The organism is Nocardia panacis (assembly GCF_003598715.1).
Taxonomy (GTDB): Bacteria; Actinomycetota; Actinomycetes; order Mycobacteriales; family Mycobacteriaceae; genus Nocardia; species Nocardia panacis.
The window spans coordinates 18,679-33,689 of the sequence record NZ_QZFU01000006.1; the positions used below are offsets into that span (position 1 = coordinate 18,679).

At 66.4% G+C, this 15,011-nt stretch carries 15 protein-coding genes and 1 pseudogene; 10 read left to right on the forward strand and 6 right to left on the reverse strand.

From position 1 onward, the window contains the following. Nucleotides 1–30 precede the first annotated feature (30 nt). The gene (locus tag D5S18_RS00535) at nt 31–936 is read left to right on the forward strand and encodes an RpnC/YadD family protein (RefSeq protein ID WP_147403781.1); all 906 of its coding nucleotides are present in this window, start codon (nt 31–33) and stop codon (nt 934–936) included. 61 nt (nt 937–997) lie between these two features. After that, nucleotides 998–1,540, forward strand: a complete 543-nt coding sequence (locus tag D5S18_RS00540; protein WP_120036825.1) for a hypothetical protein — start codon at nt 998–1,000, stop codon at nt 1,538–1,540. Between the two features lie 57 nt (nt 1,541–1,597). Here the strand turns inward: D5S18_RS00540 and D5S18_RS00545 are convergent, their stop codons facing one another. After that, on the reverse strand, nt 1,598–2,128 hold the full coding sequence (locus D5S18_RS00545; protein ID WP_120036827.1) for a hemerythrin domain-containing protein: 531 nt from the start codon (nt 2,126–2,128) through the stop codon (nt 1,598–1,600). Nucleotides 2,129–2,723: 595 nt separating this feature from the next. On the opposite strand from D5S18_RS00545, the gene D5S18_RS00550 reads away from it, so the two are divergent. The 3 genes and pseudogenes from D5S18_RS00550 to D5S18_RS00560 all read left to right on the forward strand — a co-directional run bounded on the left by D5S18_RS00550 (nt 2,724) and on the right by D5S18_RS00560 (nt 4,572). Beyond that, nucleotides 2,724–3,116: a VOC family protein gene (locus tag D5S18_RS00550; RefSeq protein WP_120037279.1), complete on the forward strand. Its 393-nt coding sequence runs from the start codon at nt 2,724–2,726 to the stop codon at nt 3,114–3,116. 216 nt (nt 3,117–3,332) lie between these two features. Then, nucleotides 3,333–4,155, forward strand: a pseudogene (locus tag D5S18_RS00555) (IS5 family transposase). A gap of 84 nt (nt 4,156–4,239) precedes the next feature. Then, nucleotides 4,240–4,572 (forward strand): hypothetical protein, encoded by a 333-nt coding sequence (locus D5S18_RS00560; protein ID WP_120036829.1) that lies wholly within the window; start codon nt 4,240–4,242, stop codon nt 4,570–4,572. 112 nt (nt 4,573–4,684) lie between these two features. Here D5S18_RS00560 and D5S18_RS00565 read toward each other — a convergent pair whose 3' ends face one another. The 3 genes from D5S18_RS00565 to galK all read right to left on the reverse strand — a co-directional run bounded on the left by D5S18_RS00565 (nt 4,685) and on the right by galK (nt 7,894). Next, nucleotides 4,685–4,921: a hypothetical protein gene (locus D5S18_RS00565; RefSeq protein ID WP_120036831.1), complete on the reverse strand. Its 237-nt coding sequence runs from the start codon at nt 4,919–4,921 to the stop codon at nt 4,685–4,687. A gap of 12 nt (nt 4,922–4,933) precedes the next feature. Then, nucleotides 4,934–6,625, reverse strand: coding sequence for a sodium:solute symporter family protein (locus D5S18_RS00570; RefSeq protein ID WP_120037281.1), 1,692 nt, complete (start codon nt 6,623–6,625; stop codon nt 4,934–4,936). 168 nt (nt 6,626–6,793) lie between these two features. Then, a complete protein-coding gene (gene galK / locus D5S18_RS00575; RefSeq protein ID WP_120036833.1) occupies nt 6,794–7,894 on the reverse strand; it encodes a galactokinase in 1,101 nt (366 codons plus the stop codon). A 296-nt stretch (nt 7,895–8,190) separates the two neighbouring features. On the opposite strand from galK, the gene D5S18_RS00580 reads away from it, so the two are divergent. Continuing rightward, nucleotides 8,191–9,681 carry a GGDEF domain-containing protein gene (locus D5S18_RS00580; protein ID WP_120036835.1) on the forward strand — a complete coding sequence of 497 codons (1,491 nt, stop codon included), beginning with the start codon at nt 8,191–8,193 and terminating at the stop codon, nt 9,679–9,681. Between the two features lie 37 nt (nt 9,682–9,718). Here D5S18_RS00580 and D5S18_RS00585 read toward each other — a convergent pair whose 3' ends face one another. Continuing rightward, nucleotides 9,719–10,513, reverse strand: a complete 795-nt coding sequence (locus D5S18_RS00585; RefSeq protein ID WP_120036836.1) for a DUF6319 family protein — start codon at nt 10,511–10,513, stop codon at nt 9,719–9,721. A 199-nt stretch (nt 10,514–10,712) separates the two neighbouring features. On the opposite strand from D5S18_RS00585, the gene D5S18_RS00590 reads away from it, so the two are divergent. The 4 genes from D5S18_RS00590 to D5S18_RS36060 all read left to right on the forward strand — a co-directional run bounded on the left by D5S18_RS00590 (nt 10,713) and on the right by D5S18_RS36060 (nt 13,995). After that, complete coding sequence (locus D5S18_RS00590) at nt 10,713–11,117, forward strand: hypothetical protein (RefSeq protein WP_120036838.1); 405 nt, start codon at nt 10,713–10,715, stop codon at nt 11,115–11,117. Nucleotides 11,118–11,291: 174 nt separating this feature from the next. Then, nucleotides 11,292–12,929 carry a steroid-24-oyl-CoA synthetase gene (gene casG / locus D5S18_RS00595; protein ID WP_120036840.1) on the forward strand — a complete coding sequence of 546 codons (1,638 nt, stop codon included), beginning with the start codon at nt 11,292–11,294 and terminating at the stop codon, nt 12,927–12,929. 71 nt (nt 12,930–13,000) lie between these two features. Then, a complete protein-coding gene (locus D5S18_RS00600; protein ID WP_158607765.1) occupies nt 13,001–13,846 on the forward strand; it encodes an alpha/beta fold hydrolase in 846 nt (281 codons plus the stop codon). Between the two features lie 14 nt (nt 13,847–13,860). After that, entirely contained in the window at nt 13,861–13,995 is a 135-nt protein-coding gene (locus tag D5S18_RS36060) for a hypothetical protein (protein WP_282434812.1), read from the forward strand. On the opposite strand, the gene D5S18_RS00605 is transcribed toward D5S18_RS36060, so the two are convergent. After that, nucleotides 13,996–14,901: a hypothetical protein gene (locus D5S18_RS00605; RefSeq protein WP_147403782.1), complete on the reverse strand. Its 906-nt coding sequence runs from the start codon at nt 14,899–14,901 to the stop codon at nt 13,996–13,998. Between the last annotated feature and the right edge of the window lie 110 nt (nt 14,902–15,011).

Genomic DNA, 15,011 nt, shown 5'->3' on the forward strand with positions numbered 1-15,011 from the left:
TTTCGAGAACCGCGAAGTACGTTGGCGGCCATGGTAAGTGCACAGCATGAAGCAATGCACCGGCTGTTCGAGCACGACCCCGGTGTGTTCACACGAATGTTCAAAGCCCTCGACATGGACTTCGGCGAGACGATCGACAACCACATGCTCTCAACGGATTTGACCACGCTGGAACCCCTCGAGCGCCGGGCCGACATGGTCATGCGTCTCGACACCACCACCGAGCCATTCATCCTGGTCATCGAATCGCAGCAGGAGAAGGAGGACAAAAAGCTGGATTCCTGGGCCTACTACCAGGCCTACCTCCGCAGCAAGTACAAGCTCCCGGTGGTGCTCGCAGTCGTCTGCCAAGACAACGCCGTAGAGCGGTGGGCAAACCAAGCCCACCTATATGGACCGTCGGCCTGGCGTAAAAGCCTCACCGCCTGGCCACTCGTCATCGGCCCCAGCAACGCCCCGCGCATCACCGATATCGAAACCGCCATCGGCGATATTCCGCTGGCCTCGCTGTCGGCCATCGCCCATGCGAAGAAGAAGGGCATCGATGAGATCCTGAAAACAGTGGCCGCAGCCCTGGAAACAATCAAGAATACTGATGATGCCCAAATCTGGATCGAAGTGATCGAAAACGGCCTGAAGGGCACGTCCGCCCTGGAAACGTGGAGGAATCTGGTGACTATTCACGAAAGCTGGTTCCGCGGGATCACCGCGCAGGCTATGCGCGAGAACGCAATGGCGAGGGGAGTGGAGCAAGCGACGGCGGCAACAACTCTGGCAGTGACACGGAGCCACATCATGCAGAACATGTCGTTTCGGGGCATCGCCGTCACCGACGACGCCCGCACCCGAATCATGAACTGCCAAGACCCCGCACAACTCCACCTCTGGTTCGCGCGATCCTCCGTCGCACGTTCGTTCGGCGAGGTGTTCGCATGATGACCCGGAAGATCACCCGACTCACGGATTCAGACCACCTCGTTCACAGTGGAGACCGCCGGTGACCGTCACAGACGAGTCGTCCACCGGCAGCACTCCGCAAACCCTGCGCGAGCACCCTGTGATGATGGCGGTGGTGAAAGTTCTGGTGGAGACGCTGCAAGAGAACATTCTGAATATCCTGGACGCTCGGGGCATCCCCATCGGCGATGGTGCCCGCTCCCGGATCATGGACTGCGAAGACGTTGTACGACTCAAGGACTGGGTGGTGCGATCCGCCACCGTCAAGTCCGCATGCGAGATCTTCTACGTGCTCCCCGATCTGACCTCGTGGCATAGGGGAGAGCCGACATCGAAGCTCGGCTTGCTTTGGATGAAGCTGATCGTGAACGCAATGGCAAATGCCGAAGAGGACAAGGTTGTCGACAGGGACAGGGAAGAACTCCTGCGGATCTTGGATGAGCGCGGTATCGATGTCCCGCCCGACCAGCTCTTCTTCATCAATATGACCAACGTGGCCACAGCGATGCGCCGCTGGCTCGGGAAAGCACACACGATCGAGCGCATCGACGAACTGTTCGTGAAGGACGAGGCCGTCGAGTAGTGCGGCAATACCCGCAACACCCTAGGTGTGAGGTACCCAACCCGAAGGGCGGGTACCTCACCCGCCGGGGTTCGACCGAACCGTGGGTTCGGTCGGGTTGATACCGAAAAGTTCTTCGCTGCTTCGGTTTTGATCGGCGAGTTGGTCGAGGGCGGTGGCGATGCGTCGTTCCTCCCATTGGAAGTGGGATTCGACGATGGCCGACAGCCCCGCCAGTTCGCTTCGGACATCTTGGGCATTGACGGGGGTGACTGTGGTGAGCAGGGATCGCATTCGGCCGAGGATGTCGGAGATGAACTGGTGGTCCTCGCTGAGGCCAGCCAGGACCGGGGCGAGTTCGGGGAATTGCCGTGATAGGGCGGGAAATGCGGTGCGGTCTTCGCTGCGGTGGTGGTCGGTCAGTGCTTGACAGAAGGCCAGGCAGTGGGCCTGTAGGTGGGTTGGTGGCGCGCCGCCGGTGAGGTAGTTGTCGAGTTCTGTTGCGACACGGGATAATTCGCTGCGCAGCCAGTTGTGGATGGCGGTGAGTTCCTTGCCGAGGGCGCGGGCGCGGTCGGCGGCACCGGGGGTGCGGGTGGGTTGGGTCACGACTCACCGCCGGATGCGGGGCGCGGGATCGGCAGAGTGCGGGCATATCCCGGCGATGGACGGATGCACCGACGGCTCGCCGGAAATTGGGGACTTTGTGAATCATCAACAGACATAAGAGATCTCCTGATCGAGGAAACAGCGACCACCGCCGTCGGCACCGAATACGCACCACGGCGAAGGAACTCGGAATGTGTCAGCGGACCCGTCACGAGACGGGCAGGCAGCGAAAACATCCAATGAGCAAACGACCGCCATGAGACGGGCGCGTAACCACGCTCAGACGAGCCGGGAATGTGGACCCATGGCAGCCTCCTCGATATGCGCGCCTCCATGTCGACCGCCGTCCACTCGGCGGCGACACGCGGCACGCGTCAACAGCTTTCACCCAACGGGGTCACCGGTCAAGTCGGGTTTCCCCTGCCCGAGGCGGGTGCTACAGTCTGCGGCGTGACTGCCGGGTCGGCGATATGCCGTGAGCGAGACGGGTTCCCGGCAGCTCCTTGACCTTGTGGCGGGCCAGAGGCCCGCCCCCTCCATGACACCACCGGTTCCGAGGTCCATGGAGGAAGGAGTTCATATGTCGCGTCCACAGGTGGATGTGCGTTTCGACCATACGATTATCGCCGCGCGGGATAAATACGAGTCCGCGCGGTTCTTCACCGAGATCTTCGGCTTACCCGAGCCGAAGGAAGCAGGGTTCTTCGTCGCCGTATATCTGACCGATGGCCGGGTGCTCGATTTCGCGGATCCGCCGATCGATTTTCCAGGGCAGCACTACGCATTCCTGGTCAGCGATGACACGTTCGATCAGATCATGGAGCGCATTCGTGCGCGGGACATCACGTACTGGGCCGATCCCCAGATGCGCCGACCGGGCGAGATCAACACGCACCACGGCGGCCGCGGCGTGTACTTCGACGATCCGGCCGGCCACCACCTCGAAGCGCTCACCGCCCGCTATGCCGGCTACCCGAGCCTGACCTGACGGCGACGGACTGCGCCGGACCCATCCCGGCGCAGCCCGGACCTCATACTGCCTGCGGTCGGCGAAGCACGCTGTCCGATAGCGACCGCGATAAAGGCGACCAGGCCGTGTTTTGAAAGTGGTTGGTGAGTCGGAAGGTGTTGTCCGCGTTGGTAAACAGATGAGGTCTCCGGTAGAGGAGTTGATCGCCCGATTCAACTGAACACCGGAGACCTCGTGATCGGCGTAGCGGTGACGGGGCGCGCAGATCTGACCGATGCCCAGTGGGCACGGCTGGCACGCTGCTGCCCCGGGGCAAGAAGACCGGCCGCCCACCGAAGTGGAGCAAACGACAGCTCATCGACGGGATCCGATGGCGCACCCGCGTCGGCTCGCCCTGGCGTGACGTGCCGGAGTCCTATGGGCCAAGGCAGGCGATCTACGGGCTGGTCCGCCGCTGGCAGCGTGCCGGGACCAGGGTCTTCATCCTGAGAATATTGCAGGCCTTCGCCGATGCGGCCGGTCGTATCGGCCGGCAGGTGCGCGTGGACTCCACCGTCGTGCGCGCTCATCAGCGTGTCGCCGGCGCGCGTCGTGATCCCGACACCCGACTCGAACCGCCCGGTGACGAGCCCGTCGATCGCGCGCTGGGCCGCTCCCGCGGCGGGTGGACGACCAGGCTGCACCTGGGCTGCGAGCAGGGCTGCCGACCACTCGCGCTGCTGCTCACCGCAGGTCAAGCCGCCGACAGTCCGCAGTTCACCGCCGTGCCGGCTGCTATCGCTGTGCCCCGTTTCGGGCTCGGCCGCCCACGCGTGCGCCCCGAGCGTGTCCTGGCCGACAAGGCCTACTCTTCTCACGCGAATCGCGCTCACCTGCGCCGACGCGGGATCAAAGCCACTATCCCGATCCCTGCCGATCAGTCAGGGCACCGCCGCAACCGGGTATCAACCTCCTCGAGCAAAACCGGGCCGTGGCAACATGATTCGACAAACTCGCCATCCGCTACCCGACCACCGTCCACGTCGCCGCAATCAACCAATGGCTACGACACGGATGAGTGTGGATCACGCGGGGCACGTAGTCTCGCGCGGTGCACTCTCATCGGAGCTTTGAGAACCCTCCCGCGCTGCCTCACCTGGTCGTGGTCGAGACGTTGGAGCGGGCTTTGCGTGACCGCACGGCCGAGGGGGAGGCCGCCAGTGTCCTGGTCGGAAGCGCGTTGAACGACGACGACGCGGAGTTCGTTGAGCACTGGTGCGTGCAGGTTGGGACGCAGGCTGTGCCGGGTAGTCCGTTGCTTGGACTGGCCGGCCTATGCCTGGGACACACCGCTCGGCGTTTCGGACGTCTCAGCGATGAAGCCCTCGCACTGGTGAAGTCGCTGGCGGCGCGTGCCGAGGCCGACCCGTCGGACGTGGATAGTCGGGCCGTCGACGGGTATGACGACGTCCGGAGCTTCCTGCACCTGTGGTGACGCGCCCCCGGTGCGGTCAGACGGCGCTGCCTGCTGCGACACCAGGCCGCGTGTGGCTACGACACAACTGAGGGCGGACACCCACCCGCCCTCACCCACTTTCAAACACGGCCTAAGCGTCGGGGTTGTCGGGTGTCTCAGGGGGCGGCGTGTGGATGGGGCGCAGGAAGACCCACACAACGAAGGCCAACGCCACGGCGATCATCGCCAACCCGGCCCACAGGTTGATATCGATACCGCCGGTTTTGGCTTTCTGCGCGGCGGTGTCGCCGACCCAAGAGGTCACGACGAGGATGACGCCGTAGCTCCCGAGCAGTGCGGCGATTATGGTTCGGATGTCGAAAAGCATTGGGAGACTTCCTTATCCGACGGCGATATTGAGCACGATTACCAATGCGAGCGCGATGCCCGCGAGCAGGACGGGGCGCTGATACCAGGGCAGGGTCGCGGCCTCCGGATCGGTGCGCCGTTGTTTCGGGGTTTCGGAGTAGACCAGCCCGACGAGTTCGGCAATGGGTTTGGGGGTGCTCACCCGACTGACGGCAATGCTGACGACGATATCGACCACGAACGCCACTCCGGCCGCGACGAAGCTCGATCCCTGACCGGAGAGGTGGAAGACGTCGGTCTTGTGCAGGATGAAAACGATGATGGCGGAACCGGTTCCGGCGACGAGGCCGATCCAGCCCGCGGCGGCGGTCATCCGCTTCCAGAACATGCCGAGGATGAAGGTCGCGAAGAGGGGCGCGTTGAAGAAGCTGAACAGTGTTTGCAGGTAGTCCATCATGTTCTGGAATTTGGCGGCGATGAACGAGGTGAAGACGGCGGCCACGGTCGCACCGACGGTGGCGTACCGGCCGACGCGCAGGTAGTAGCGGTCGCCGCGGCCGCGCCGCGCGTACTGCTGCCACAGGTCGTAGCTGAATACGGTGTTGAACGCCGAGATATTCGCCGCCATGCCCGCCATGAAGGCCGCGAGCAGACCGGCCAGGCCGACGCCGAGCAGTCCGTTCGGCAGTACTTCCTTCATCAAGTAGAGGATCGCCTGGTTGTAGGTGACGTCACCGGTCGCGCCGCCGGAGGTCTCGGCCTGCTTGTAGTCGATCATCTGCGGTACGAGTACGGCGCTGATCATGCCGGGAATCACCACGATGAGGGGGATGAACATCTTCGGGTACGCGCCGATGATCGGGGTGCGGCGCGCGGCGGAGATGGAGTGGGTGGCCAAGGCCCGCTGCACTTCCACGAAGTTGGTGGTCCAGTAGCCGAAGGACAGCACGAATCCGAGCCCGAACACGATGCCGAGTACGGACAGGAAGTCATTGGCGAATCCGCTGAGCGCGTTACCGGGCCACGAGGTCAACTGCGCGGCGCCGCCGGGCGAGTGGGTCACCTTGTCCCGCAGCCCTTCCCAACCGCCCACCTTGTGCAGCCCCACGAGGGTCAGCGGCAGCAGCGCCGCCACGATCACGAAGAACTGCAGCACCTCGTTGTAGATGGCGGCCGAGAGTCCGCCCAGGGTGATGTAGGAGAGCACGATCACCGCGGCGACCAGCACCGAAACCCACAGTGGCCAGCCGAGCAGCACATTCACGATGGATCCGAGCAGATACAGGTTGACCCCCGCGATGAGGATCTGCGCGACCGCGAAACTCAGCGCGTTCACCAGATGCGCCCCCGGTCCGAAACGCATGCGCATGAATTCGGGCACGCTGCGCACCCCGGACCCGTAGTAGAACGGCATCATCACCACGCCGAGGAACAGCATGGCGGGCACGGCGCCGATCCAGAAGTAGTGGAAGGTCGGGAAGCCGTACTCGGCTCCGTTGGCGGACATGCCCATGACCTCCACCGCGCCGAGGTTGGCGGAGATGAAGGCCAGTCCGGTCACCCAGGCGGGCAGCGACCGTCCCGACAGGAAGAAGTCGATACTGGAGGACACCCCCCGCCGCGCGAGCAGACCGATGCCGAGCACGAAGACGAAATACAGTGCGACCAGCGCGTAGTCGACGGGTCCCGCATCCAATCGCAGCGTCGACGCGGCGTGGACCATCGGTGAATCGGACAGCGGCACAGCGATTCCTCCTGGATCCTCCGGGGCACGCTCGATGCGGCGCACCACGTCGAGCACCGCTCAGTGTGCGTGATTGTGCCGCACTGTGGGCCGGGATCGGCGCATTGCGCACCGCCCGTCCGCGCCGGATTCCGGAGAGGTCGCCGTCTATTCGACTCGGTGCGCGCCCCTGGAGGGCACCGCGACGAAGGTGCGGGGTGCGGCGAAGCCCTTCAGGGCGAGGGCTTCTCGGATGGCAGCGGCGGTGCCCGCTGCGCGGTCGACCAGGGCGATGGCGCTGCCGCCGAAGCCGCCGCCGACCATGCGGGCGCCATGTGCCCCGGATTCCAGGGCGAGGGTCACGGCGGTGTCGAGCGCTGCGGTGGATACCTCGAAATCGTCGCGGAGCGAGATGTGGGATGCGGTGAGTTCCGGACCGATATCGCGCGGGTCCGCACCATCATGCAACTTTTCAGCAACCATGAGGACTCGGGCGTTCTCGCTGACCACATGCCGCGCGCGGCGACGCAGCAGCGGATCGGTCAGTCGCCCCACCGCCGCGGGCTCGGCATCGCGCAGTGTGGGCAAACCGAGGGCGTCGGCCGCGGCGGCGCATTCGGCGCGGCGGGCGGCATACTCGCCGTCGACGAGCCGGTGCGGATGACCGGTGTCGATGACCAGGAGTTCGAGGTCGAAGCGGGCGAGGTCGAACGGGATCTGTTCGGGGGAGCCGCCGTCGGCGAAGGCGCGGACGTCGAGGAATAGGGCGTGGCCCGCGGTGCAGAGGAAGGCGGCGGACTGGTCGAGCACACCGGTCGGCGCGCCGACGTAGGTGTTCTCGGCGGTGCTCGCGATATCGATGAGTTCACGGATGCCGACCTCGTGGGCGAACAGATCGCGCGCGGCGAGCGCGACCGCACAGGACAGCGCCGCCGACGAGGACAGTCCGGCCCCGATCGGCACCGCGCCGTCCACCTCGAGGTCCACCCCGGTCACGGCATGTCCGCGCCGCGCGAATTCGGCGATGACCCCGAGCGGGTATCGCGCCCATTCGGGCACCCGATCGCGTTGCGCCACAAGCTCGGTGCGCGGCACGCGGACGGCAGGGCCGCGACGCTGCCGCGAACGCACCGTCACCAGGGTGTCCCGCCGGGGTTCGGCCGCGCAGCGCACCACGTGCGGCAGGGCGATGGGCAGCACGAACCCGGCGTTGTAGTCGGTGTGCTCACCGATGATGTTGACCCGGCCGGGGGCCGCCCATATCCGCACCGCACCACCCTATGAGAGCCGACCTGTCGCACCTGAGAGCGGAGTGCCGGATGTCGCCCGGTTCGGCCAACTGTCCAACAGGACACCGCGATTCGTGCCATGATCAAGACAGTTGTCCAGGATTGGTGGCCGATCGCGCCGCGATCGGTTGGGGCCTCCACCGCGGCGACACCGGATTCCCGCGCTCAGCCGCGAACCGGTGCGCCCGCGCCCGGCGGGTGAGGATCGAGGGCACGGTGGCGGGTCGCCCAACGAATCCGGCGGTGGGATCGGGACGGTGCGACCGAGGGGGGCCTATGACCGAAATCGCGGGCCGGTTGTCCTTGCGCTGGTTCGCGGCGCTGCTCGGCGGCTGCGCGAGCGCCGTCGCACTCGCGCTCATCGCGACCTCCGCATCGTTGGCGCTGGGCACCGTGCTGGTGGTGATCGCGGGCGCGGTGACCATGATCGGGATCGGGCTGCGCCGTCATCGACCGAGACGGCCGCTGCCCTGGTATCTGCTCTCGACCTCGGCGGCCCTGTTCGCGCTCGGTGCGCTGCTGCGCGAGATCATCGGGAGCGCACCGCATCCGGTCGATGACGCCTGCACCTTGGCGGGCTACCTGTGCCTGGGTGCGACGGCGGTGCTGTGGTTGCGCCCGCGCCGCACCCGAGGCGACTACGACGTGCTGCTGGATTCGGCGCTGATCGGACTCGGGGCGCTGCTGGCTGCCTGGACCTTCCTCATCTCGCCGATCCTGCGCACCCCGGACCCGAATGTCGCCGCGCTGGTGGTGGCCGTGACCTATCCGGTGCTTGACGCGCTGCTGCTCACCCTGGTCGCGCATTCGATGGCCGCGACGGGGCGTTCGGAGACCTCGCTGCGGCTGCTGCACCTCGGCCTGCTCGCGGTGCTGGTCGGCGATATCGGGTATCGGCTGGAAACCGTTGGCGCGCCGGTGGTTCGGCATGAACTGCTGTTGGCCCCGCTGCTGCTGGCCTACACCTTGATCGGTGTGGCGGCGCTGCATCCCACCATGGATTCGCTGGGCGCGCCGCGCCGGCTGCATCCTCGGCATTCGCGGCAGCGGGCCTCGATGATCGCGGCGGCGCTGATCGTGGCCGCGCTGGTGCCGATGGTGGGCGCGGGTCTGAATTTCCTGGATCGGGCGGTGATCTCGACGCTGTTCGGACTGCTGCTGATCGGAGTGCTCGTGCGCAGCGAACGCGCCATCGTGCGCAGTGAACGCAGCGAGCGCCGCGCCCAATATCAGGCTGATCACGACATGCTGACCGGACTGCTGAATCGGGCCGCGCTGCTGCGCACTTCGCACCGCGAGACCTGGGCCGGTCAGCAGCTGTCGCTGCTGTTCATCGATCTGGACGGCTTCAAGACGATCAACGACAGCTTCGGACACGCCGTCGGCGATGAGCTGATCGCCGACGCCGCCGCCCGCATTCGGCGCGTCATCCGGCGCGCGGATGTGGCCGCCCGCTACGGCGGCGACGAATTCGTGGTGCTGGCGGCGCTGGCCCGACCGGAGGCGGTGGCGCTGGCGCAACGCCTGCTCGCCGCCTTCGAGCGCCCATTCGAACTGAGTGCGGGCGAGGTGCCGATCACCGCGAGTATCGGTCTGGCGTGCGGTGGTCCGCGCAGCTCGGACACCACCGTCTACGACCTGATCCGCGCGGCGGATTCGGCGATGTACCACGCCAAGCAGTACGGGCGCGGCTATACCTGCCACGACGAGCTCGGCGGGCCGCCCGCCACCGGACACCGGATCTGGCGCCGGGAGCGGGCGGTGTAGGCCCTGTCTCGCCGGACAGGACTGCGGCCCCGGCCGCTCAGTCGTCGAGATCCTCCAGGGCGCGCCGCGCGGCTTCGAGTTCGGCCTGCAACTGCTCCACCTTGGCCCGCTGCGCGCCGCGCACGGCCTCGAGCACACCCGAGACCACCTCGGCCACCTCCGGATGCAGCAGCTTGGCCGCCTGCGCCACCGACGAACCCGGTACCGAGAGCCCGCGAATGGCGCGCTTCTTGCCGTTGACCACGTCGACGGTCCAGTCGCCGTCGGCGGTGCCGGTAAGGGTGACGGTGACCTCCGGCGTCTTGGCTTTGGCGCGCGCGGCCGGCGCCTTGGCAGCTTTGGCGGCGGGTTTGGGCGCGTTCTTGTCCTCGGCTGAATCCTGCTGCGAGGGAACCGGTTTAGGCGCGGCAGGGGTAGCGTCGGGGACCGGGCGGACCGGGGCGGGGATCGGCGCGCTCGGCAGGGTCGACGGCTGGGTCACGGTGGATTCCTTCCTTGTTGTCGACTTCGGCTGGGCTGGTGCGTCTTCGGTCGCGACAGCGGCCTTGGTGGCCGCCTTCTTCGGAACCGCCTTGTCTCGCTGCGGTTTGGTGAGCGTGACTTCGAGGGGAGAGAAGGACAGTACATCCTTGGACCCGGTGGGTCGCACCTGCAGGAAATCCCCGTCGGACGGGTCGCCGAGCGCGACCACCTTACCGGAGCGGCCCGCCGGAATGCCCACCGCGGCGGCGGTGAACCAGACCATTGGCGGGCGGCCGTCGGCGACCTCGGCCGCGATCTGTTGAATTTCGGTGTCCGACAAGGGCTGTGGCTTGGTTCTGGGGGACGGCATGGTGCACTCCGAGCGATTTCGTGTGTTGGCTGCGTGCACAGATGATGCCGCACGGCACCGACACACCGGCACGCCGGCGTCCAATCCATGGCGCAGAACACGTGTCGCGCGCGTTTGGCCGCATGTCAGCGAACGATCGGCTACATTCCACGAAATTGACATGCCGACCCGCTTTGCGACAACTGCGAGGAGGAGTTCGATGCGTTCGTTCCACCGTGCCGTCGCCGTCTCGGTGCTGGCCGTTCCCGCGCTCGCCTGCGCGAGCTGCGCGGCGCAGCACCCGCGCGCCGACACGCCGCGCTCGGGCGCGACATCCGTGCTGAACTGCGTGGCCAGGGCTCGCGTTCGCCCCGCCGACATACCCATCACCTGCGCGGACCCGAATCACTTCATCACCGGAATCACCTGGGATATCTGGGAGGACGAGGCCGCGCGCGGCACCGGCACCGATGATCGCAATCTCTGTGTGCCCAACTGCGCCGCCGACAAGCGGCAGGCCGAGGCGGTCACGTTGGAGTTGACCAATCCGGTGCACGGGGTGTTCACACTGTTGACGATCACGGATTCCAGTGGGAAGCAGGGCAATTACGCATTGCCGGGGTGAGCGGGCTGCCTGCGGGACGCCGCTGCTGCGGCTCGGCCAGGGAATGCGGCGATGCGGCCGTCGACGATTGCGTGCCCGCTTTGCGCGAGGGAGTCCAGACCCTCGTCGACCCTGGCGTCAGATCCCAAGCAAATGCTAGGTTGTTGCCTACGTCTCGGATGAGGGAGCCGAAACATGGCACAACCTGGTGATCTCCAAGCCCTTGCGGCCGCTGCTCGCGCGCGTTTGACCGGCGCCGGTGCGGAATTCGAGTTGACGAGCGAACAGGTGCTCGGCGCGCCGACCACGGTGCTGCGGCAGCGCATGCCCTCGCTCGGCGAGGTGCTGCGGGCCTCCGCCGACTGGGGTGCGCGAGACTATCTGATCACCGAGGACCGGCGGCTGTCCTTCGCGGAGCACGCCGCGCAAGCTGCCGCCCTTGCGGCCGGTCTGCGGGCACGCTACGGCGTCGAAAAGGGTGACCGTATCGGGATTCTCGGCGCGAATACCCCGGAGTGGGTGCTGGGGTTCTGGGCCGCACAGGCACTGGGGGCGATCGCGGTGGGTTACAACGCATGGTGGATGCCGCCCGAAATCGCCTACGGGGTGGGGCATACCGAACCCGCCGTATTGATCGTCGACGCCAAGCGGGCCGCGCTCGTTGCGGAACTGGATCTTCGGATCCCCGTGCTCACGATGGAACGCGACGTCCCCGAACTGATCGCCGAGTACGCGGGTGCGGAACTCCCGGAAGTCGCCGTGGCGGAAGATGATCCATCCGTGGTCATCTACACCAGCGGCACCAGCGGGCGACCCAAGGGCGCGGTGCACACCCACCGGAATATGGTGGCCGTCATCGACTATCACCGCTTCAACTACGCACTCGCCGACCAGATCTCCGGCGCGCGGGAACGGCGATTCCTGATCACCTCGCCGCTGTTCCACATCGCGAGCCTGCACAACGGCGTGGTGCCGCGACTGCGCACCGGTGACGCGGCGGTGCTGTATCACGGTGCGTTCGAGGCGGATCGGGTGTTGGCGCTGATCGAGCGTGAACGCGTCACACAGTGGGGTGCGATGCCGACCATGGCCACCAGATTGTTGAAGGCGGACCTTTCGCGCTACGACCTGTCCTGCCTCACCGCGCTGTCACTGAACTCCGCGCCGTCGTCGGCGACCTTGCAGCAGCGGTTGCGCGAACGGATACCGGTGGCGCGGACCGCGCTCGTCACCAGCTATGGGCTCACCGAATGCAGTACGGCCGCCACCATTTCCAGTCCCGCCGAATTGGCCGCACAGCCACAGACCGTGGGCCGCCCTGTCATCGGTGCCGATGTGCAGATCCGGGACGCGGACGGCACTCGCGTTCCGGACGGGGACGAGGGCGAGATCTGGGTGCGCGGAGCGTATGTCATGCTCGGCTACTGGAACGATGCCGCGGCCACGGCCGCCGCGCTTACCCCGGATCGCTGGCTGCGCACCGGCGATATGGGCACGATGACCGATGGGCTGCTGCGATTGTCCGGTCGCCGTTCGGATCTCATTCTGCGCGGTGGGGAGAATGTCTATCCGGTGGAGATCGAGCAGTGCCTCGAGGCGCATCCCGCCGTGCGCGAATGCGCGGTGATCGGGATGCCCGATGCGGATCTCGGGCAGTCGATCGCGGTGCTCGTCGTGGTCGAAAGCGGCACCGCCACAACCGAAGCCGAATTGCGTGCCTTCGCCGCCGCGCGGCTCGCCTACTACAAGGTGCCCACCCGATGGCGGCTGACCACCGCGCCGTTGACCCGCAATGCCACCGGGAAAGTGGTGCGCTCCGGTATCGCCGTGTGAGGACCGCACGCGCCTGCAGGGCTACCGTGGAAGGACGACGCATCACCGCCGAGCGTCACCGAGGAGTCACCGTGCCGACCTTCCAGCATCGCGGCCGCACCGTCGTCTACGACCGATGGGGCGCGGGTCCGCCGCTCGTGCTGCTGCACAATGCAGGCACCCAGCGGCATATCTGGGACGAACAGGTCGCCGCACTGCGGCGCACCCGCGAGGTGTTCGCCCTGGATCTGCCTGGTTTCGGAGAATCCGACCAGCCCGCCGACGGCTATCGGCTCGCCGACTACGTGCACATGCTCGAGGATTTCCTCATCGAACAGCGGCGCACCGGTGTGGTGCTCGTCGGCAACTGTCTCGGTGCGGCCACCTCGCTGAGCTACGCGATGGCCCACCCGGAACTGGTGCGCGCGTTGGTTCTCATCAACCCGCTCACTCGCAATACCGTGTACGGCGGACGCTCCGCGCCCCTGGTGTGGGCGGATACCTTGCTTCCCCTCGGCCCGCTGGCCGAGCGACTGGAGCTGCCCCGACCGCTGATTTCGCGAATCATAAACGACCAGTTGGGTTCTCGCGGCCGGGCGCGCAAGCTGGGACGCGCCCCGAAGCTCACCGCCCACTGGGGCGATCGAGGCAGACTGCGCGCACTGCACGGCATGGTGCAGGACTTCGAGAACTACCGTGCGCTCGACACCTTCACTCCCCCATCGGATTTCCCGCCGCTCTGCACGATCTGGGGTGCGCAGAACCGAATCCTGTCCGCACGGGCGGGCGCTGACCTGAACCGGACGCTACGACCACAGGCGAGTGCGGTGCTGGACGACTGTGGTCATTTGCCGATGGTCGAGAACCCGGAGCGCGTCACCGCGATCATCACCGAGTTCCTCGCCTCGGAAGCGGTCGCGCGCCCACTCGCTCAGTAGGCCGGCAGGCACCGATGGACGCCGAGGTCGCCGACGAAGTCAACCGCGCGCTGATCGCGATGGACGCGGCTGTCGGCGAGCGTGCCACCGCGACGATCCTCGGACTCCGCCTGCGTGCCCGATTCGCCGCGGCCAGAGCATCCGAATAGTCAGTCGGCTCGGCCGCCCGCCTTGTCGGCGACGCTTCGCACCATATTGTGCAGCCAATCGGCGGAGTGGATCATCAGTTCCGCCAGTGCCTCGTCCAACCCGTGGGCTTCGGCGAGTGCCTCGCGCGGCATTCCGAGGAGGGTGTCGAGCACGGCGTACAGCTTTTCCCCTTTTTCCGATTCGTCGTCTCCGGATCCGCTTGGCCGCAGGTGCGCGATGAGCGCCTCGACGGTCGTGGGCAGGCCGATGCCGGTGAGTGTTTCCTCCGCGGCATGGCAGGTGCTCCGATAGCTCTCGGCGTCCTGCAGCAGTGCGATCAGGGTCGGTGTCGCCGGTGCGGCGGCAGGGCCGATCCCTTCGAGGGCGTGCAGGATTCGGATCTTGGTGTCCTCATCGTCGAACCAGTGGCCGGTGTTCTGACGGGCCGGGATCGGGAAGGAGAGCAAGGCCGAATGGAGGTGCGGCACCGCGGCTGCCCCGTGCTCGGCAATGGCCCACTGGGTCAGCACCCCGTGGAACCTGTCGCATTCCGACAGGTTCGCCACCAACGCCTCGACCGTCGGATCGGTGTCGCCGGTGAAGTGGGTGCGCAGGCGTCCCGCTACTCCATCACCGGCGCGGTGACGCCTGAACATCCGGTAACACGCGGTGGTGGCCTTGCTTTGGTCGATCGCCGCGAGCATGATCACCGCGTTCTCCCGTGTCGATGGATCGGATGCCTCGACCATCGCGGATTCCAGGGCATCGGTGATCTGTTCGACAAGTGGGTTGGCACCATCGAGGTTCGCGAGCTGGGCCAGGACCTCGTCGGCGGTGTCGATGCGACGGGCGCGAATATCCGCGAGGAGGGCCTCGAGATCAATCCCGCCGGGCACGCCGACCCGAGGCTCATCTGAGTGCTGCATCAGTCATGGGTAGCAGGTCCGGGACGGACCGGCGATCCAATAATTCTGTCGGCCCATCGAGCATTCAGTGGGCACACTCGGGTCGACTTCGATGGCAGCGCAGGTTCGTC

Bases quoted from the DNA above. Each gene is read 5' to 3' on its own strand.
- D5S18_RS00585 (WP_120036836.1), bottom strand. From the start codon at position 10,513: ATGCCGTCCCCCAGAACCAAGCCACAGCCCTTGTCGGACACCGAAATT.
- D5S18_RS00570 (WP_120037281.1), bottom strand. From the start codon at position 6,625: ATGGTCCACGCCGCGTCGACGCTGCGATTGGATGCGGGACCCGTCGAC.
- casG (WP_120036840.1), top strand. From the start codon at position 11,292: ATGGCACAACCTGGTGATCTCCAAGCCCTTGCGGCCGCTGCTCGCGCG.
- D5S18_RS00590 (WP_120036838.1), top strand. From the start codon at position 10,713: ATGCGTTCGTTCCACCGTGCCGTCGCCGTCTCGGTGCTGGCCGTTCCC.
- D5S18_RS00565 (WP_120036831.1), bottom strand. From the start codon at position 4,921: ATGCTTTTCGACATCCGAACCATAATCGCCGCACTGCTCGGGAGCTAC.
- D5S18_RS36060 (WP_282434812.1), top strand. From the start codon at position 13,861: ATGGACGCCGAGGTCGCCGACGAAGTCAACCGCGCGCTGATCGCGATG.
- D5S18_RS00605 (WP_147403782.1), bottom strand. From the start codon at position 14,901: ATGCAGCACTCAGATGAGCCTCGGGTCGGCGTGCCCGGCGGGATTGAT.
- D5S18_RS00580 (WP_120036835.1), top strand. From the start codon at position 8,191: ATGACCGAAATCGCGGGCCGGTTGTCCTTGCGCTGGTTCGCGGCGCTG.
- D5S18_RS00535 (WP_147403781.1), top strand. From the start codon at position 31: ATGGTAAGTGCACAGCATGAAGCAATGCACCGGCTGTTCGAGCACGAC.